This window comes from Natronococcus pandeyae, assembly GCF_008122205.1.
GTDB classification, from domain to species: Archaea; Halobacteriota; Halobacteria; order Halobacteriales; family Natrialbaceae; genus Natronococcus; species Natronococcus pandeyae.
Window position 1 is genome coordinate 435770 of sequence record NZ_PHNJ01000003.1, and the last position, 19449, is coordinate 455218.

The following is a 19449-nucleotide window of genomic DNA, read 5'->3' on the forward strand; positions in this document are numbered from 1 at the left end:
ATCGGACTGTGAATCTGAGTACGCTGCTTAGACTGGCAACACGGAATTTCCACGTCCTCCCCAGCCGATTTCTGCTCACTGGTGCGCAGTACCCGCTGCTCACGGACGCTACGCGTCCGTTCGCACGGTATGCGAGACCTCCGGTCTCGCACTATTCGCATGGTCCGCGGAACCTGCGGTTCCGCGCTACGCTCACGGGTCGTCCCTCCCCGTTCGCTCATCCCTCGCACAGTGTTGTCGATCGGTTCTCGCTGTACTCGCGGTTCCTGCCAGCCACCGCTCGTTTTTCGAGGTGCTCGCACGCTCGCACCTGATCGACAGCGCGCGCCACCGCAACGGAGGACGATCAAGCCAGGCGATACGTGTGCACAGTTGTGTGTCGTGCGATAGCTGTTTAGACGAAATTACAGCTGAAAAACCCGGTTTCGACAGGTCGACCCGGGCTACTATCCGGTGTTCTTCATCCCGGCGGCGATCCCCTTCACCGTCAGCCGCAGCGTCCGCTCCTCGATGTCGGTCCGGTGGGTGCGATCGAGCAGGTAGACCTGTAGCAGGTTCAGTGGATCGACGTACGGGTTCCGTCGCTCGAGGTTCTCGCCGAGCCAGTCGCGGGTGTGCAGTTCGTCGCGCTGTCCGATCGTCTTGACCAGCTCCGCGGCGCGCTCGTACTCGCCGCTCATCCGCGGGAAGAACCGCTCACGAAGGTCATCGTCGGCCATTCCCGAGTACGTCTCTGCGATCTCGAGTTCCGTCCGCGACAGCGAGAGGGCAGCGTTGTCGAGCGTCGTCCGGAAGAACGGCCACTCCTCGTACATCTCTTGGAGCGTCTCCTCCGAGCCGCCGTCCTCGAGGTAGGCGTCGATTCCCGTCGCGAGAGCGTACCAGCCGGGCAGGATACACCGGGACTGGGTCCACGAGAAGACCCACGGGATCGCCCGCAGGTCCTCGACGGTCCGCTCGCCCGACCGTGAGGCGGGCCGCGAGCCGAGATCGAGGTTCTCGATGACGGTGATCGGCGTCGCCTGCTCGAAGTACCGGACGAAGCCGTCGGTCCCGAGGAGGTCGCGGTACTCCTGGCGGGCGGCGTCGGCCATCGTCTCCATCGCCTCGACCCACTCGTCGTCGACCGCTTCTTCGGGCTGCTCTTTCGCGTGGAGACGCGACCGAAGCTGTGCGTTCAGCATCTGCTCGATGTTCCGCTCGGCGATGCGCGGGTTGCCGTACTTCTCGGCGATCGCTTCGCCCTGCTCGGTGAACTTGACCTGGCCCGTCACCGTCGAGTTCGGCAGCGCGAGCAGCGCCTCGTTCATCGGGCCGCCACCGCGGGAGATCGAACCACCACGGCCGTGGAACAGCCGCATCGTCACCTCGTGATCGTCACAGATCTCGCCGAGCCGGCGCTGGTTCTTGTACAGCGACCAGTTGGCCGCGAGGAACCCGTTCTCCTTGTTCGAGTCGGAGTAGCCCAGCATGATCTCCTGGGTCTTCCCCCGTGCCTCGAGCGCCTGTGCGTAGGCCTCGTTCTCGAACAGCGTCCCCATGATGCGGCGAGCGCCGGAGAGGGCGTACTCGGTCTCGAGCAGCGGGACGATGTCGAGCCCGCAGTGTTCGGGCAGGGAGACGACGTCGGCCTGGTCGGCGAGGAACAGCACCTCGAGGACGTGGCTCGGCTCCTCGGTCATCGAGATGGCGTAGGTGTCGATCGCTTCGACGCCGTACTCGGTCTGCCAGTCGCCGAGGCTCTCGAACAGCGTCAGGACGCGTTCGGAATCCTCCGAGAGCTCCTCGGTGTCCTCGAGGTCGATCACCGGTTCGTCCTGGAGGATGGCGTCGGTCAGGAGCTCGGTTCGCTCGTCCTCGTTCAGTCCGTGGTAGTCGATCCCCTCGCGTTCGAGCGCCGCCGCGATGGCGTCGGTGTGTTTCTGCTGGTGTTCGCGCAGGTCCATGCTCGCGAGCGAGAAGCCGAAGGTTGCAACCTGCCGGCGAATCGGATCGATGTGTGCGTCGACGACGCTCTCGGCGCCGTTGTTCCGGAGGCTCTTCGCGATGATCTCGAGGTCGTCGAGCAGTCCGTCCACCTCCTCGTAGCCGCCGGGGCGAACGTCGCCGACGCGCGCGAGGCGCTCGCGCATAAACTTGAGCTTCTGTCGGTAGGGCTCGCCCGGATACCGGTCTTCCGCGGTTCGAGCGCTGCCCGGCAGCCGTTCCTGGTCTGTCTCGAGGGAGGCCTCGAACTCTGGCCCGACGTCGATCCGGCTGCCGTCCTGGCTCAGGACCCCCGAGAGTCGCTTGAGCTGTCTGCGGTACTGCTCCAGGACGACCTCGCGCTGGCGCTCGAGCGTGTTTGCAGTCACTTCCGGCGTCACGTACGGGTTCCCGTCACGGTCGCTGCCCGCCCACGAGCGGAACTCGAACAGCTTCGGGATCTCGAGACTCCGGCCGACCTCCTCGTCGATCGCGTCCGCGAGTTCGTCGTAGACCTCGCCGACGACGTCGAACAGCGTGTTCTCGAGGTACCACTGGACGTTGCGCGCCTCGTCTTCGACCTCCGGCTGGCGCTTTCGTACCTGTGGCGTCTGCCAGAGGCTCGTGACCTCGGCGTCGACGTCTCGCCACACCTGCTCGCGTTCCTTGTCGGTCAGCAACCGCTCGTCGAGCGTCTCGAGGTGCGTCGCGATCGCCCGGAGCTTCGACTTGACGGTCTTTCGCCGCGCCTCCGTCGGGTGGGCGGTGAACGTTGGCTCGATCAGCACGTCCTCGAGGACCTCCTGGACGGTCTCGATGTCGGTCTCGCTCAGTTCGGCCGCAGCCGTCTCGAGGCTGTCCTCGAGGGTTCCCTCCTGGGACCCGGTGCGGATCGACCGCACCCGTTCGCGCTCTTCGGCGAGGTTGATCAGTTCGAAGTAGGTCGTAAACGCCCGGGCGACGATTCGTTGCTCGTGCGGGGAGAGGTTCTCGAGTTCCGTCGCGAGCGGTTCGCGAGACTCGAGGTCGCCGGAGCGGTAGTCGATCGCTGCGGTCCGACAGGATTCGACCGTCTCGAACGCCCGCCGAGAGGTCTGATCTTCGAGCACGTCGCCGAGGAGTGCTCCGACCTCTCGGACGTCCTGACGGACATTCCTGTTATGCAATGTCATTACAGGGTTGTACGTCCCCGAGGTTAAAAAGCCCCGTAGAGCCCCGAATGTTTGCCTCACACATGTTTTTCCATGATAATTACACGTTGTCGGCGGGGGAACACCGCTGGTTAGAAACCCAGGAAAACGGCACGGCTCGAGAAACAATCCATCGGAGAAGCGTCCCTGCGGTTACACCTGTCGCTCGCGAAGTTGTTCGTTGTAAAATGCTCCGACAGGGATTCGAACCCTGGTCATTGCCGTGAGAGGGCAATATGATTGGCCGGACTACACTATCGGAGCGGGCCTCGTGTGCTTGTCCGCATTCGTTCGTAGTGGGGATTGATGTTTAAGGATTCCGTTTCGTCCGCTCAGTGCCGAGCGGTGACACGGCCAACGCAGTGCCCGTGACTGGTTCGCCCGTCGACTACTCGTCGAACGGCGACTTCGTCGCCTCGGGTTCGAACCCTTCCAGGCTGATGATGTTCTCGCGACCGACGCGAAGTTTGCTGATGCTGCCCTCGCTTTCCATCTCCGAGAGGAGCATACTGACCTTGGACTTCGACCAGCCGGTTTCCTCGACGATGTTGACCTGTTTCATCCGGCCACCGTTCTTCCGAATGAGTTTGATTACCCGGTCTTCGTCCGTCAGGAGTTCGTCCTCGGGAAGGGTGTCCGCGTCCGAATCGTCGTCGGTCTCGGGTTCTGGTTCGGACGCTGGGGCTGGCGGTGTCTCCATTGACTCTGCGCTCACCGTCTCGTCGTCCGACCGCTGGGTTCGGTACCAGACGGCCGCGACCCCGATACCGAGCGTGAGCGCGGCGAGTCCGAGCAGCACCGGCAACGAGAGGAAGTCGGTTCCGCTGTTCGAGGTGCTTGGGGTTCCAGGACCGCTGTCGGTGCCGACATCGTCGGCGTCCTGAAGCACGGCTCGAGGACGTTCGTTGAGGAACTCCTGTTCGCCGTTCCAGGTTATCGATCTGGCGTCCTCTATCGAACCGCTGGTGTACTCGCCGTCCGGTTCCGCCTCGGTGAACGCGAGGTTGTCGCCCGGAACGATGACGATCGACTGATCATCGCTCAAGTACATGTTCCGGAACACGTCACCGACGACGATCCTGTCGTCTTCGACTTTGGCGAACCCGTCCCAGCGGAACGACATCTCGACGACACCCATCGTGTTGAGTCCGTGCTCGGTCGACGCCGAGCGGTTGAAGTCCGTCGCCTCCATCTCTCGGTCGGTCATCTCGGAACCGGTTTCCGTCAGCGCCTCCGCCTGGTCGGTAAAGCGGTCGTAGAGACCGGTCTCCTCGGATTCGAACTCCTCGGCGAACGCCTCGAAGTTTCGCTCCGCGTCGGCGTCTTCCAGGCGCTGCTCGTGGCGGAACGTCCAGGTTGCGCTTCCGTTCTCGTGGACGGTAATCTCGAAAGTGGTGCTATCGAAGTCTTGTGAGTCGACGTCGTCGGATGCGGCGGTACTCGCCGTGGAGACTGCACCGTCCCCCGACGACTGCTGTGGACTGGCAGAGTTGGCGGTTCCAACCCCGACCAGTACCATCGGACCACTGATCCCTGCGAACACGACGGCGGCGACGAGGACGACGACCCCGACGGAGACCGGCCGAGTCATTCGTCCCTCACTACGTGCCGTAGCTAAAAATCCTTGTGAATATCGGACATCCGCGCAAAATGCCGAGAATCTGCCCTCGTCACCCGGAACAGCGCCTCAGACCTCCGAATCGCATCCGGCAGTCTGGGTGAGCTGTCGTCACCGTGTCGACACGCACAAGCCACCCGATACTCTACTCCCGTCCATGATCTCGAATCTCGCACAGGGCGTGCAGGCGTTTACGAGCAACGTCTATCTCGTCGACGGCGAGCGCACGGTACTCGTCGATCCCGGCGCGAACTTCGACGTCGTCGAACGACTCGAGTCCCGCGTCGACGATCTGGACGCGGTGATTCTCACGCACACCCACCCCGACCACGTAGGAAACCTCGAGGCAGTAAAATCGGCGTTCGACGTCGACGCCTGGGGGTACGATCCGTCGATCGACGGCGTCGATCACGCCATCGCGGACGAGGAGACGATTCAGCTGGGCGACCACGAGTACGTTGCGCTCCACACGCCCGGCCACAAGGACGACCATCTCTGTTTTTATTCGGCGGATGCAGGCGTCCTCTTCGCGGGGGACCTCGTCTTCCAGAACGGGAGCTTCGGTCGGACCGATCTCGAAGAGGGTGACCGAGAAACGTTGATCGAGAGCATCGACCGACTGCTCGAGCGGATCTCGCCGGACCTCGACGAAATGCACACGGGCCACGGCCCGAGCGTCGCGAGTCAGCCGTACGATCACGTCGAACTCTCCGCCCGGATGGCCCGCCAGGCCTGATACTGTCGGACAGAAGTCAGTAAGACGTCGGTCGCGAAATTCCGGTCGTCACTGGTGGTGACGATCGAGTTCGAGCGATCTTCGAATAGTGCTGTCCGACAGTATGAGTCACGCGCTCTCGGCGATCCGCCGGAGCGTCCTCACACGCGTCCGGCAGCGTCTAGCAGGGCGTCGTAGGCGTCCGCGTAGGCCTCGGCGATCCGTGCCGGATCCTCCCGCTCCTCGCCGCCGAGCGGGGGAAGCTGGACTCGCTCGAGGGGATCGAGGTAGTCGAGGACGGTGGGGACGCGCTTCTCGAGGGTCCCGTCTTTCGGGCTCGAACTCGCGACCTCGCAGGCCCGGCAGTATCGATCCCCCTGGTAGATCCGCGCCCGCCCGGGTTCGACGGCCGCGACGGCGTCGATTTCGGCGGGCTCGAGCGACGTCAGGGGCCGGGCGATGTCACTATAGGACTCGACGACCGCAACCTCCGTCGTCTCGAGTTCGGCCGCGAGTTCCTCGAAGGCCGGCACGTATCGTTCCGCCACGACGTCGTTGAGTTCGTCGACCGTCTCGACCGGAATCGCGTCCTCGAGCGGGAGCGCCGACGAAACGCCGTCGGGGACGTCGACCGTCGCGTTTCGGACGAACGTCGGCTCCGCGGCGTTGTCCACACGACCGACTCTGTCGACGAGGAACTCGCGGTCGGTCTTGCCGAGTAGCCCGGTTCCGCCGCCGGGAGCGGGCTGCCACAGTCGGTGGACCGGGTTGAGTTGCTCGGGGGGCCGCCCGCGTCCCTCCGCGGTCGCGAGCCGTGCGGCGTCCTTGCCGTAGAGTCGTCCGTTCCCGAGCGCGCGTCGGCAGTCGTCGTGGTCGAACCAGTAGTCGTTGCCGGCGCGCGGTTTGGAGCCGACCGCGCCGGTGCGCTCGAGCAGTCCGACCGAAAACGTCGTCTTGCCGGCGTCGACGCGGTCGGAGCCGACCACGAGGAGGATCATTCCTCTTTCAGGCCATAGAAGCCGGGCTCGTCGTCGTCTCGTGGCTCCGCGACCACGAGGTCGTCCGCGTTGGCCATGATCCAGGGAATCGCCCAGTCGAGCAGGATGTCCTCGGTCTCCCGATCGATATCCGTGTCGGGCTCGATTCCCTGGAGCAGGCGGGCGATCTCGTAGACGGTGTACATCTGGTCGTCCTCGAGCAACTCGTCCGGCGTGTAGAAGTCACACGGCGGAAGCTGATCGAACTCGGATTTCGGCACTGGCATACCCGGGTGTACTCTCGCGCGCCACAAGACCGCACCGATCCCGAACAACCGGTCTCGTCCTTCAGGGGGGTGCCGTCACGGGCGCCGCGTGAGACCGACCCGAATCAGCCGATACCGCTGAAGAAGCAGGATGTGATCGACCGACGAAGCAGGTCGTGATCGGACCGTCTCCGAACCCGCCGTCACCGATCGATCGCTCGAGCGAGCAGTTCGACGGGGTGGGTCGGCCGGTCGTACCCCTCGAGGTCGCCGATCTGGGTCCGACAGGAGGTTCCCGGTGCGACGACGGTTTCGCCGCCGCTGCCGTCGAGTTGCTCCTCGAGCAGGGACCCGATCGCCCGCGAGAGTTCGTAGTGGTCGGCCTCGTAGCCGAAGCTGCCGGCCATCCCGCAACAGCCCGAGTCGACGGGATCGACCGCGTAGCCTGCGCGGCGCAACACGCCGACGGGGTGGTGGTCGGTTCCGCGAGCCTTCTGGTGGCAGTGACCGTGGTAGGTCAGCCGCTCGCCGCCGCCGTCGACCGGCATCCCCTCGACGAGGCGATGTTCGTCGAGATACTCGCAGAGGTCGTAGGCGTTGGCCGCGAGCAGATCGACTCGCTCGTCGTCGAGCAGCGAGCGGTACTCGTCGGTCACCATCGCGGCGTCGGAGGGCTCGACGAAACAGACCGACCAGCCGCGTTCGAGGTACGGTTCGAGGTCGTCGAGCAACGCCCGCCCGACCGCGGCCGCGTGATCGAGCAGTCCCTGGGAGTACGCCCCTCGACCCGTCGGTCCGAGATCGGGAACCCTGACGCGAACGTCGGCGGCCTCGAGCACTTTGACGGCGGCCTTGCCGACGGCCGGGTTCGAGTAGTTCGTGTCCGTATCGGGGTAGAGCACGACGCCGGCGGTCGCCGTCTCCGGATCGACCCGCGGGCCACGTTCTGCTCGTGGCTCCGCCACTCGCTTATCCGAAGCGGCTGTGCCGCCTCGCTCGTCAAACCAGGAGACGAGCGTCTCCCGCTCGAAGGTCGGGAGCGTGCGCTCGGCGGCGATGCCGACGGTTCGCTCGAGCATCGCCCGGGCGCCCGGCAACTCCGGTGCGCGGTTCGCGATCGGCGCGAGCGTGCTCCCCGTCGCTGCGAGCCGGTCGATATTCGCGAAGAGGCGCTCGCGGAGGCCCACTCCCTCGCGGTCGTGGTACTGGTGTTTGACCTCGACCTTGAGCTTCGCGAGGTCGACCCCGGTCGGACAGTCGCTCTGACAGCCCTTGCAGCCGATACAGAGGTCGAGCACCTCGGACTGGAAGCGTTCCGAATACAGTTCGTCGGGATCGATCCCACCGTTGATCGCCGCCCGAAGCAGGTTGGCCCGCCCTCGAGTGGTCGTGATCTCCTCCTCGGTGGCTCGGTAGGTCGGACACATCACGTCGCTGTCGGTCTGCCGGCAGGTGCCACAGCCGTTGCAGAGTTCGACCAGGTGAGAGAAGCCGCCCTCGTCGTCGAAGTCGAGGCTCGTCTGCGGTTCGAGCGAGGCGTAGTCCGCGCCGTACCGGAGGTGTTCGCGCATGTCGGTCCGGCCCTCTTCGTCCTCGCGGTAGACGACCTTGCCCGGGTTCATGCGCCAGTCGGGGTCGAACGCGGACTTGACCTCCTTGAAGGCCTCCCAGAGGTCGGGACCGTACAGCTTCGGGTTGAACTCGGTCCGGGCGAGACCGTCGCCGTGCTCGCCGGAGAACGAACCGTTGTGCTCGAGCGCGAGCGAGGTGACGTCCTCGGCGATCGATCGCATCGTCTCGACTCCGTCCTCGGTCTTGAGGTTCAGGACGGGTCGAATGTGCAGCGTCCCGGCGCCGGCGTGGGCGAAGTAGGCGGCCGTCGTCTCGTGGTCCTCGAGGATCTCCTGAAAGCCGGCGACGTACTCGGCGAGTTCCGCCGGCGGCACGGAGGCGTCCTCGACGAACGGGTACGGCTTCGGATCGCCGTCCATCCCCATCAACAGTGGGATGGCAGCCTTCCGAAGCTTCCAGAGCCGATCCTGCTTCTCGGGGCTGAACGCCTCGATCGAGTCGAACGCCGCACCCCCGGCGACCAGTTCGGTCGTCGCCGCGTCGATCGCCTCCGGTAGGTTGGAAAATACCTCGGAGTCGAACTCGAGCATCAGCGCCGCGTCGGTTCCCTCGGGGATCGGCTCGGCGTACTCGGCGTACTCCGCGGAGTTTGCGGCGAGTCTAAACACCTCGCTGTCCATGAGTTCGACGGCGCTGGCCTCGAGTGCGAGCGCCTCGGGAACCGCAGCCAGCGCCTCGAGCAAGTCGTCGTAACAGCAGACGACGAGGGCGGTCTCTTCCGGGCGCGTCACGAGTTCGAGGGTCGCCTCGACGACGACGCCGAGCGTTCCTTCGGCGCCGACGATCAGTTTCGAGAGGTTGATGATTCGATTCCCGCCCTCACGGGCGTCGCCCGTTCGGTCTTCCGAGGCGGCTGTCGCCGCCTCGCTCTCCGCATCCGTCCGGATCACTTTCTGCAGGTTGTAGCCGCTGACGGTTCGCTTGAGCTCCGGATATCGGTCCTCGATCTCCTCGGCGTTGTCCTCGACGACGGCTCGGACGGTCCGGTAAATCGCTGCTTCCCGGTCGTCCTTCTCGACGATCCGGTCCCACTCTGGACTGTCGAGGACGACGTCGCGGGTGCGGATCAGCGATCCGTCCGCGAGAACGACCTGCAGTTCCTCGACGTAGGCGTCGGTGATCCCGTACCGGATCGAGTGGGCACCCGTCGAGTTGTTCCCGATCCCGCCGCCGATCGTCGCGCGGTTCGAGGAGGCGGGATCGGGCGCGAACTTCAGACCGTGTGGCTCGAGTGCGGCGTCGAGGTGGTCCTGGACGACGCCGGGCTGGACGACCGCTCGCCGTTCGTCCGGATCGATCTCGAGAACGTCGTCCACGTGTCGCGAGAGATCGAGGACGACACAGCCGGGGCCGACGGCCTGCCCGGCGAGCGACGAGCCGGCACCGCGGGGGATCACCGGCGCGCCGTGCTCGCTCGCGACGCGAACGGCGGCCCGGACGTCGGCCTCGTCCCGCGGGAAGACGACGCCGGCGGGCTGGGCGCCGTAGATACTGCCGTCGGTCGCGTACAGCACTCGCGTGTACTCGTCGAAGCGAACGTCGCCGGCACAGTGCTCCCGGAGAGCAGCTTCGAGGCTGCCGCCATCGTGGTCTCGCCCCGTATCTACCGACTCGCTTCCGTGAGTACGCCGTGGTGTCTCCTCGGCAGCCATACACACGTCGTCGGTACGGTGCCTGTTAAACTGTGTCGTGGCTATCAGTCTCTCGAACCAACCGATAGTCGGTGCCGTCGCTCCGGAGCAGCGTCAAAAAAACGTGAGGATCACCGAGTCGTCGCGTAGACGGCTGCCGGTATTACTCGAAGTGGTCGAGGCACTTCTCGTACTCTTCGGCGGCCTTGTCCCAGTTGACAACGTCGAAGAAGCCGTCGATGAAGCTGCCGCGGTCCGGGCCGTAGTCGTAGTAGTACGAGTGCTCCCAGACGTCACACGCGAGGATGGGGTGTGCGCCCCACAGCGCGTGCAGGTCGTGGCGGTCGACCTTCAGGTTGCGCAGTTGCTTCGCGACCGGGTCGTACACGAGCAGTGCCCAGCCACCGGCGGCGCCGGCTGCGGCCTCGAACTCGCCCTGCCAGGCCTCGTAGGAGCCGAAGTCCTCCTCGATGCGGTCGGCGAGGTCGCCCTCGGGTTCGCCGCCGCCGTCCGGGGACATGTTCTCCCAGAACAGCGTGTGGAGGTAGTGCCCACAGCCGTTGTGGGTGACGTTCTCCATCGCTGCCGGCGTCGAGCCGAAGTCGCCCGACTCGCGGTTGTCGGCGAGTTCCTCTTCGGCGCTGTTCAGGCCGTTGACGTAGCCCTGGTGGTGCGTGTCGTGATGCCAGGTGACGACCTGTTCGGAGAGTGCCGGTTCTAGTGCGTCGTAATCGTATGGGAGTGGTGGAAGTTCGTGATCAGTCATAAGTACACCTCGTACCGTTTGTATCGGTAGCTCTCATGTTAAGCTTTGAGGAGTGAAATGATACCACACCTCACGGGACGCTGCAGTCGGGTGATCTGTTGCCCCGCGGCTGGTTCCACCACGAACCGCGTGTTAAACCTTTCAGCAGACTCTGTTAGAACAGTCGTCCCGGTGCCACCGGGTGCTGCTATCAGGATTGCGAGAGTTCTTTGTGGTGGGCGTGTTCCAGCCACTCCTCGAGGGACGGCTGGCACCAGTATCGGACGGTATCACTCCGCTGGTCGTGCTCGACTATCCCGGCGTCGGCGAGTTTCGGGAGATGGACGTGTTGCAGTTCCGTCTGTATCGTCTCCCGGTGGACGTCGGATTCCCCCTCAGTCTCCGAATCCGCCGTTCGGTGTTCGACTGTGACGATCTGGTCAGTCAGTTCGTCGATCGTCGCAACGCCGTCGGGTTGTTCGTACAGGTAATACAGCGCGTATCGGCGTCGACGGTTCGAGAGAAGGTCAAAAACGAGGTCCAGCGACGGCGCTGTCCTATCGGTGATCGGTCTTGACCCTCGCTCCCGTTCACGCATCCGCGAACCACCTACCGTTGGTTACCATTCGAAACCACCAGCACCTTCTACTGCAGCCGACACATTAGATGTTGCGTCTACCTGTACCGATACATGTGTCTAACCCCATACGGAAAAACAGCCCGACGGGGGGCCTGAAACGCCTAATACCGAGCAGCTGTCGTCTGGAGGAATACTGATACGACAGAAAAACGTTACCGACGGTTACAGCGACGACCGTCGCAGCCGGAGTGGTTGCGATCGTGATCGACGGCTAGATTCGCGTCGGTGCCGCGTTACTCGTAGAGCCACTCGGCGTCGTGCTGATCGTAGTCGATCAGTTCCTCATCGTCGAAGTGGATCGAGATCTCTCGCTCGTTGGCGCCCTCGTCCTCGTGGTCGGCCGCGTGGACGACGTTTCGACCGAGGTCGAGCGCGAGGTCGCCGCGGATCGTTCCCGGTTCGGCCTCGAGCGGGTCGGTCTCGCCGATCATCTGGCGGACCTGACGGGTCGCGTCCTGGCCTTCCCAGACCATCGGGACGACCGGACCCGACGTGATGAAGTCCACGAGGCCCTCGTAGAACGGCTTGTCCTCGTGCTCACCGTAGTGCTCCTCGGCTCGCTCGCGGGGCATGTTCTCGACTTTGATTCCGACGAGCTTCAGCCCGCGGTCCTCGAGTCGCGAGACGACTTCGCCGACGATCCCGCGCGCGAACGCGTCGGGCTTGACCATCACGAAGGTGCGTTCGTGATCGCTCATTATTCCTCGCTGTCCTCTTCGTCGAGTTCGCTCTCGACGGACTCACCCTCGGCGACGGCTTCGTCGCCGGCGGGTTCGGTCCCTTCGTCCTCGTCGACGGCTTCCTCCTCGGTCTGGAGGTCCTCGTCCTCGTCCGCTTCGACGAGCTCGTCCTGATCGGCGTCCTCGCTGGCGGGCGTGTCGGCGTCGGCCGGACCCTTGCCAGCGCGACCTTCCGCGGTCCACTCGAGGTCGCGCGGTTCGCGGCCGAGCTTGTAGTTTTTCTCCGCCTTCGAGTCGACGAAGTGGAGTACGGTGCCGTCGTTGCGGACGTACATGATGCCCGTGCCGGGCTCGATCTCTTCGCCGGTGTAGTCGCAGGTTCGCTTCTCGACCATTGGTTACTGACCTCCGATGGAGTCCGCCTCGCGGGCGGTCTCGCGAAGCTGGAGTACGTCCCCTTCGCGGACCGGACCGAGACAGTTTCGAGTGATGATTCGTCCCTGATTTTCGCCCTCCTTGATCCGGCACTTGACCTGCATGGCTTCGCCGTGCATGCCGGTCTTGCCGACGATCTCGATGACCTCGGCGGGCGTGGAGCCGCTTTCGTTCTCTTCAGCACTCATCTCAGGTCACCTCAGTCGAGGTCCTCGACCTTGTTGGCGATCTCTTCGACGTCGTCGGACGCCTCGCCGGCGTCGACGATCGCCGCAGCGGCCGAGCCGACCTCGAGGCCGGCGGCGTGGCCGACGTCGTCCTGGGTCTCGACGAAAACGACGGAGATTCCCTTCTCCTCTGCGAGTTCGGGAAGGTGCATGACGATCTCCTCGGGGGAGACGTCCTCGGCGACGTAAACGAGTTCGGCGTTGCCGCGCTCGATCGCTTTGGTGGTTTCGTTGGTTCCTTTCTTTACGCGTCCGGTGTCTCGTGCGACCTCGAGCGCCTCGAGGGCGTCTTCGGCGAGGTCGGCTGGGATGTCTGTGGTTACGTAGACTGACATTGGTTGTTCACCTCTCCTACGCGCGGGCTCGCGCTCCCCTGCTGTCCGGGCTGGGTCCCGGGCCGAATTACGCTCGGCGGAAGTCCTGTGAAGCTAGGAGCATCATCAACCCCGCATAGGGTGTACTACCGAGTAGCGCTGCCCCCCTTAAAAGCGTGTCCAAACGTACGAACGCGTGGGATCGGTCCGCACGCCGGAGCGTCCCGGATCTGGACCTGCAGCGCAACTGCCGTTTCCAGCCGTGCAAACGCTTATGAAATATCGGCAACATATTCGTCGTATGCACGTTCGAACTGCTCTGGCTGGCGACCAGCGGTTCCGAACTCACGTCGTGGCTCTCGGTGTCTCGATCCCCGTTCTCGCCTCCGTGGCGTTCCTGTTCGAGTACGACGCCGTTCTCACGCCGTCGTTGCTGTACGTCTCGCTGCTCGTCGCGCTCTATGCCGGCTGGACGCGAGCGGGGCTACTCGCGGGAACCGGCGCCGTCTTTCTCGCGATCCTCTGGCGGTTCGTCTTCCCACCGCTCGTCGGCTACCTCCGATGGTCGTGGGAGACGCGGTACACGCCGCCCCGAGCGCTCGGCTACAAGCTCGATCCGCCCGGCGAACTGTACGAGGGAATCACTCACGGCCCGCTGTACGCGCTGGGCGGTGCGACCGTCTTGGGTGGTTCGGCGTACCTCCTCGGAGCGCTCGCCCGCCGACTCGAGACGCGATACGCAGCCGACAACTGACTCTCCCGCGGTGCCCACGGCGGACTCGGCGGTCAGACCGTGGCCTCTTACACGTCAGCCGACAACGCGAGTACATGGCCGCGGATGGAGACGCGAACGCCGTCGACCTCGCCAGGTCGCTCCGTGCGGAAGCGGTGCAGACGAACGAGCGACGGCTGCTGGTGCTCGCCGGCGATCGGGAGCAGGGGTACGACACGCTCGAGTCGGTCCTCGATCGGCTCGCCGTCCCGATCAGCCGGACGACGCTCGTCGGCCCCGAGGACCGGCTTCGCTGCGAACAGCTCCCACAGACGCACGCCAGCGAACTGCTCGGAACGACGCGGGACGTCGTCGTTCTCGACGCCCACACGGAGCTCCAGCCCAACGCGCTCGGCAAACTCGTCGGAACGGTCGACGGCGGCGGGCTCCTGATCCTCCTGACGCCCGCGCTCGAGTCCTGGCCCGAGCGCCGGGGCGCGTTCGACGAGTCGCTGGCAGTCCCGCCGTTCTCGCTGTCGGACGTCACCGGACGATTCAGACGCCGACTCGTCGAGACGCTTCGATCCCACCGCGGGATCGCCATCGTCGACCTCGAGGACGACCGGATCGTCGACAACGGGCTGACCGATCCTGCACCGGAGCGACGCGACGAAACCGCCCGAGAGCCGCCCTCGGACCGCCGCTTCCCGACTGCGGCCTACGAGGCCTGCCTCACCGACGACCAGGCGGAGGCCGTCGCCGCGTTCGAGTCGCTGTTCGACACCCCGCAGGCCGTCGTGCTCGAAGCCGACCGCGGCCGGGGCAAATCCAGTGCAGCGGGACTGGCGGCCGGTGCGTTCGCCGCCGAAGGAGCGGACGTCCTCGTGACCGCACCCGACTTTCGGAACGCACGGGAGGTGTTCGATCGGGCCGAAGAACTCTGTGAAACGCTCGAGCGGATCGACACCGACGAATCCGAATCGCGTCGAATCGAGACGACCGCCCGCGGGCGCGTCCGCTACCTGGAGCCGACCGAGGCGAGCGAGCGACTCGAGACCGCGGATATCCTCGTCGTCGACGAGGCCGCCGCGCTCCCGGTAGCGGTGCTTTCGTCCCTGCTCGCGGCCGACCGGGTCGCGTTCGCGACGACGGTCCACGGCTACGAGGGCGCTGGACGGGGGTTCTCCGTCCGGTTTCGGGACCGACTCGAGGAGAGCGACCACGCGGTCACCGAACGGACGCTGACAGCGCCGATCCGCTACGCGGCGGGCGATCCGGTCGAGGTCTGGGCTTTTCGCGCCCTGCTGCTCGACGCCCGCCCGCCCGTCGAACCGCTCGTGACGGATGCGACGCCCGACTCGGTCAACTACCGTCGGCTCGAACCCGACGACCTGCTGACCGACGAGCACCTCCTGCGAGAGGCGTTCGGCCTGCTCGTCCTCGCCCACTACCGCACCGAGCCGAACGACCTCGCGCGACTCCTCGACGCGCCGAACCTCGAAGCCCGCGCCCTGGTCCACGAGGGACGCGTCGTCAGCGTCGCGCTGCTCGCACGGGAGGGAAACCTCCCGGCGGACGACCGCGCGATGATGTACGAGGGCGGCCGGATCCGCGGTAACATGCTCCCGGACGTGCTCACGAGCCAGCTTCGCGACGAACGGGCGAGCGAATCCGCCGGGATCCGCGTGGTTCGTATCGCGACCCACCACGCGGTTCGCTCGCGCGGGCTCGGCTCGCGGCTGCTCGCGGGGATCCGCGAGGAGTTTGCCGGCGAGAGGCGCTGCGTTTCGGATGGGGAACAGGAACGGCCCGCCCGTGAGCGAGTCGACTGGATCGGCACCGGATTCGGGGCGACGCCCGGACTCCTCGAGTTCTGGCGCGAGAACGGCTACTCGACGGTTCACCTCTCGACGACGCGCAACGACGCCAGCGGCGAGTATTCGGCGCTCATGTTGTCTCCGACGAGCGAGGCAGGACGGGACCTCTACGACCGCCACGCGAAGTGGTTCTCCCGACGGTTCGCTGCCCTCTGTTCGGACGCCCTCGACGACCTCGAGCCCGACGTGGCCCGCACAGCGCTGGGAAGCGTCGACGGGGACGCCGCTCCGCCGCTCGAGTTGACCGATCACGAGTGGCGCGTCGTCGCCGGCGCCGCGTACGGTCCCGGACTGTTCGACGTCGATCCCGGACCGTTCCGCCGCCTCGCCGTTCGCTACTTCCTCGAGGCACCGGACGCGGTCGATCTGACGGATCGGGAGGAGCGGCTGCTCGTGCTTCGGGTACTACAGGCTCGAGAGTGGGAGCACGTTGCGGATCGCCTCGGGTACCACTCGTCGGGGCAGTGCATGCGGTCGCTCGGCGACGCGTTCTGCCCGATAGTCGATCACTACGGCTCCGCGGTAGCACTCGAAGTCAGGGATCGGTTCACCGACTCGTGATCGGTTCACCGACCCGTAACCGTTCGCGAGCGCCTACGAGAGGACCCGCCGGAGAATCGGATCGGGGGTGACCTCGAACGCCCACGCGACGAGTCGCCACCGACGGGTGACGTAGACGTGGTCGCGCTCGTTTCGGATCGCTCGAGTGATCTGTTTCGCCGCCGTCTCGGGCGAACACTCCCAGAACGAGCCGTAGGAGAGTTCGGTATCGACGAACCCCGGCTCGACGGTCGTGATCGTTACGTCCGTCTCGTTCCCCGCTGTGCGATTCCGGAGGCCCTCGAGATAGGTCGAGACGAACGCCTTCGAGGCGTTGTACGCCTGGGTGCCGCCGTTCCCGAAGTGTGCCGCGACAGACGAGATGCCGACGAGGTGGCCGTCGCCGTCGGCTGTGTCCTCGAAGTGCTCCATCGCAGCGGTCGCGATCGCCGTGAACCCGCGGACGTTGACGTCGATCGTCTGTCGCTCTCGCTCCCACTCGAGGTCGTAGTTCACGGCCGCGGTGCCGGCGCTGATGACGACGAGATCGACCGACGGCATCGCCGCCGCGAGTTCGACGAACGCCGATCGCGCGTCCTCGGTCTCGGTGACGTCCATCGTCGCGACGTACGATTTGGTCGGCAACTCCTCACCGATTCGTTTCAGGCGGTCGGTCCGCCTGGCGGTCAGTCCGACCTCGTACCCCGCCGCGGCGAGTTCGCGGGCCACGGCCTCCCCGATTCCCGACGACGCACCGACGACGATCGCTCCGCGTGACTGCTCCATGCCCACACGTTCGATGCCGGCGACGTAACGATTCTGGAGACGGTACGCCTTTGCCGTGGCCGGACGTTCAGTTTCCCATGGTTGATGCGGTTTCCCTCGTCGCGATTGCCCTGCTCGTCGGCGGTGTCGTCGGGACCGTCGTCCCACTCGTTCCCGGCGGCCTGCTCTCGGTTTCCGGCCTCGTCCTCTACTGGTGGAACTCCGGATTCGCCGAACCCGGACCGGTATCGTTTACAGTGCTAACGGCGCTCGGCGTGATTACGCTGCTCGTCGAGTTCTTCGGCGGTTCGATCGCCGCGAAGGCCGGCGGTGCCTCCTGGGGGACGACGGGCGCCGCCGCCGTCGTCGGCATCACCCTCATGATCGTCACCGGTCCGGTCGGCCTGCTGATCGGACTCTTTGGGACCGTGTTCCTGCTCGAGTACGCTCGAGGCGGCAACGTCAATCACAGCGGCCGGTCGGCCTTTTACGCGACAGTCGGTATCCTCGCCTCGACGGCGGTTCAGGTCCTGCTGACGGCGTCGATCCTGCTCGGCTTCCTCGTCGCGGTGTTCGTGTTTTAATCCGCGGGGATCGACCGAAACCCTGAATCGCTCGCCGTCGTGTATCCGGTATGGAGTGCTCGGAGGACGACTGCGATCGAGCGGCCTGCGTCGAGCTCCACATCCCGTGGGACGAGAACAGGGTCGTCTGCGCCGCCCACGCCCGCGTGCTCGGCCGACAGGACGGCGTCGTCGCGGATCCCGACCCCGACCGAGGAGACGACCTGCTCGAGCGCTGACAGCCACCACCTACGCTGATCGCTCGACGAGATCTTCGTTCGACGGAGTTTCTGAAACACATTACTGTAATTCTGCCACAAAATTAGTATGTGAATGCAATCTATCTGTACAATGGATTATAGAACTCCATTTTTATCGCGGATTTTGCTTAACACCGCTGGATTCCATAAGGGGAGTATGAGGAAAACAGACCCGACTACTCGGCGTACTGTTCTCAAGATTGCCGGTGCTGCTGGTGCGACAGCACTCGTCGCCGGTTGTGCGGACAACGGAGAGGAAGAAGACCCTGCAGAGGAAGAAGAAGACCCCGCTGAAGACGAGGAGGAAGATCCGGACGAGGAAGAAGAAGAGAACGGTGAGGTGATCGAACCCGATACGCGGATCGAACTCGACGCTCAGACTCCGGGCTGGGTCGGCATCGAACCCGAAGAGATCGCGGACGAGGAGAACCCGACGCTCGTCCTCGAGGAGGGCGCAGAGTACGAGATCGGCTGGGAGGAAGGCGACGGTAGCGCTCACAACATCGAACTCGTCGACGAAGACGACGAGGTCGTCGAAGATTACGAGACCGACGAGGACAGCGAGGGTGGAGACGACCAGTTCATCGAGTTCGAAGCGACCGACGAGATCGCCGAGTACGTCTGCCGGCCCCACGAGGGGACGATGCGCGGCACGATCGAGATCGAAGAAAACGGCGAAGAGGAAGATGACGAGGAGGAGATGGACGATGAAGACGAGGAGGAGATGGACGATGAAGACGAGGAGGAGATGGACGATGAAGAGGAAGAGCCGGATGAGGAAGACGACGAAGAGAACGACGAGTAACCACCTCGAGCCGCGTCCGCGGAGGGAAAAGGTCGGCCGAACTCCGGTACGCCAAGCCGGATGTCTGCCGTACGCTCTCGGCTGAGACCGGGATCGGATGGTTCCTCACGTTCCCATCTTTGGCCGTCGGAGCGTCGCGGACCCCAGTCATGAACGGAGTGCCGGTCTTGTGGTCGTGATCGACCGATTCGAACGCCGGTGGATCGACGACGGAATCAGTATCGAGCGAACGAAACGGCAGTTTCACCGCGGTACGGATCTCTACTGAGATATTTGTTACCATTTCCGAGGTTTTAGAATATATTTCCCTCTCTCCGAGCGATAGTCTGTGTACTCCTGGGAAGAAACTCACTGGGAGTGCGAATATGATTTAACATCGCTGTACTCCGTAGATCGGAGTATGGCGGGAACAGATCCAACGTCCCGACGGACGGTGCTCAAGATCTCGGGTGCTGTCGGTGCAACGGCGCTGCTCGCGGGCTGTCCCGACGACGAAGAGGAACCTGAAAACGACGAGGAAGAACCGGAAGAAGAGGTCGACGACGAGGAAGAACCGGACGAAGCGATCGAGCCCGGTACGCGGATCGAACTCGACGCCCAGACTCCGGGCTGGCAGGGCGTGGAGCCCGAAGAGATCGCGGACGAAGAGAACCCGACGCTCACCCTCGTCGAGGGCGAAGAGTACGAGATCGGCTGGGAAGAGGGCGACGGCAGTATGCACAACATCGAACTCGTCGACGAGGACGACGAGGTCGTCGAAGATTACGAGACCGACGAGGACGACGAAGGTGGCGACGACCAGTTCATCGAGTTCGAAGCGACCGACGAGATCGCCGAGTACGTCTGCCGGCCCCACGAGGGGACGATGCGCGGCACGATCGAGATCGAAGAA

Annotated in this window: 19 protein-coding genes and 1 tRNA gene; 7 read left to right on the forward strand and 13 right to left on the reverse strand. The window is 64.7% G+C overall.

The features are described from left to right. Positions 1-446 precede the first annotated feature (446 nt). From ppc to CV102_RS08815, 3 genes are all read right to left on the reverse strand, one after another. Positions 447-3137, reverse strand: coding sequence for a phosphoenolpyruvate carboxylase (gene ppc, locus CV102_RS08805; RefSeq protein WP_148857519.1), 2691 nt, complete (start codon positions 3135-3137; stop codon positions 447-449). Positions 3138-3344: 207 nt separating this feature from the next. Continuing rightward, positions 3345-3419: transfer RNA gene (locus CV102_RS08810), tRNA-Glu, on the reverse strand. A gap of 124 nt (positions 3420-3543) precedes the next feature. Beyond that, positions 3544-4746: a DUF7345 domain-containing protein gene (locus CV102_RS08815; protein WP_148857520.1), complete on the reverse strand. Its 1203-nt coding sequence runs from the start codon at positions 4744-4746 to the stop codon at positions 3544-3546. 184 nt (positions 4747-4930) lie between these two features. Here CV102_RS08815 and CV102_RS08820 point away from each other — a divergent pair, with 184 nt between their 5' ends. Further along, a complete protein-coding gene (locus CV102_RS08820; RefSeq protein ID WP_148857521.1) occupies positions 4931-5509 on the forward strand; it encodes an MBL fold metallo-hydrolase in 579 nt (192 codons plus the stop codon). A gap of 140 nt (positions 5510-5649) precedes the next feature. On the opposite strand, the gene CV102_RS08825 is transcribed toward CV102_RS08820, so the two are convergent. The 9 genes from CV102_RS08825 to rpl7ae form a co-directional block, all read right to left on the reverse strand. Further along, positions 5650-6486, reverse strand: a complete 837-nt coding sequence (locus CV102_RS08825) for an ATPase (protein WP_148857522.1) — start codon at positions 6484-6486, stop codon at positions 5650-5652. Next, a complete protein-coding gene (locus CV102_RS08830; protein ID WP_148857523.1) occupies positions 6483-6752 on the reverse strand; it encodes a DUF5827 family protein in 270 nt (89 codons plus the stop codon). Before CV102_RS08830 ends, CV102_RS08825 begins: the two co-directional genes overlap by 4 nt. A gap of 182 nt (positions 6753-6934) precedes the next feature. Then, complete coding sequence (locus CV102_RS08835) at positions 6935-10015, reverse strand: FAD-binding and (Fe-S)-binding domain-containing protein (RefSeq protein WP_148857524.1); 3081 nt, start codon at positions 10013-10015, stop codon at positions 6935-6937. 142 nt (positions 10016-10157) lie between these two features. After that, on the reverse strand, positions 10158-10760 hold the full coding sequence (gene sod, locus CV102_RS08840; RefSeq protein WP_148857525.1) for a superoxide dismutase: 603 nt from the start codon (positions 10758-10760) through the stop codon (positions 10158-10160). A 190-nt stretch (positions 10761-10950) separates the two neighbouring features. Next, on the reverse strand, positions 10951-11337 hold the full coding sequence (locus tag CV102_RS08845; RefSeq protein WP_148857526.1) for a DUF7344 domain-containing protein: 387 nt from the start codon (positions 11335-11337) through the stop codon (positions 10951-10953). 275 nt (positions 11338-11612) lie between these two features. Next, a complete protein-coding gene (gene ndk / locus CV102_RS08850) occupies positions 11613-12077 on the reverse strand; it encodes a nucleoside-diphosphate kinase (RefSeq protein ID WP_148857527.1) in 465 nt (154 codons plus the stop codon). After that, on the reverse strand, positions 12077-12454 hold the full coding sequence (locus tag CV102_RS08855) for a 50S ribosomal protein L24e (protein WP_148857528.1): 378 nt from the start codon (positions 12452-12454) through the stop codon (positions 12077-12079). The genes ndk and CV102_RS08855 overlap by 1 nt, the downstream gene beginning before the upstream one ends. A 3-nt stretch (positions 12455-12457) precedes the next feature. Next, on the reverse strand, positions 12458-12682 hold the full coding sequence (locus CV102_RS08860) for a 30S ribosomal protein S28e (RefSeq protein WP_148857529.1): 225 nt from the start codon (positions 12680-12682) through the stop codon (positions 12458-12460). Between the two features lie 11 nt (positions 12683-12693). Further along, positions 12694-13056, reverse strand: a complete 363-nt coding sequence (gene rpl7ae / locus CV102_RS08865) for a 50S ribosomal protein L7Ae (RefSeq protein WP_148857530.1) — start codon at positions 13054-13056, stop codon at positions 12694-12696. A gap of 280 nt (positions 13057-13336) precedes the next feature. On the opposite strand from rpl7ae, the gene CV102_RS08875 reads away from it, so the two are divergent. Together CV102_RS08875 and tmcA are read left to right on the forward strand one after the other, a co-directional pair. After that, entirely contained in the window at positions 13337-13789 is a 453-nt protein-coding gene (locus tag CV102_RS08875) for a hypothetical protein (protein ID WP_148857532.1), read from the forward strand. A gap of 74 nt (positions 13790-13863) precedes the next feature. After that, complete coding sequence (gene tmcA, locus CV102_RS08880) at positions 13864-16185, forward strand: tRNA(Met) cytidine acetyltransferase TmcA (RefSeq protein ID WP_148857533.1); 2322 nt, start codon at positions 13864-13866, stop codon at positions 16183-16185. Between the two features lie 33 nt (positions 16186-16218). Here tmcA and CV102_RS08885 read toward each other — a convergent pair whose 3' ends face one another. Further along, a complete protein-coding gene (locus CV102_RS08885) occupies positions 16219-16950 on the reverse strand; it encodes an SDR family NAD(P)-dependent oxidoreductase (RefSeq protein ID WP_148857534.1) in 732 nt (243 codons plus the stop codon). A 77-nt stretch (positions 16951-17027) separates the two neighbouring features. Here CV102_RS08885 and CV102_RS08890 point away from each other — a divergent pair, with 77 nt between their 5' ends. From CV102_RS08890 to CV102_RS08900, 4 genes are all read left to right on the forward strand, one after another. Next, a complete protein-coding gene (locus CV102_RS08890; RefSeq protein WP_148857535.1) occupies positions 17028-17513 on the forward strand; it encodes a DUF456 domain-containing protein in 486 nt (161 codons plus the stop codon). 50 nt (positions 17514-17563) lie between these two features. Beyond that, positions 17564-17731: a hypothetical protein gene (locus tag CV102_RS25845; protein ID WP_187432900.1), complete on the forward strand. Its 168-nt coding sequence runs from the start codon at positions 17564-17566 to the stop codon at positions 17729-17731. A 178-nt stretch (positions 17732-17909) separates the two neighbouring features. Continuing rightward, positions 17910-18557 (forward strand): twin-arginine translocation signal domain-containing protein, encoded by a 648-nt coding sequence (locus tag CV102_RS08895; protein WP_148857536.1) that lies wholly within the window; start codon positions 17910-17912, stop codon positions 18555-18557. A gap of 400 nt (positions 18558-18957) precedes the next feature. Then, on the forward strand, positions 18958-19449 hold a 492-nt coding region (locus CV102_RS08900), incomplete at its 3' end, for a twin-arginine translocation signal domain-containing protein (protein ID WP_148857537.1).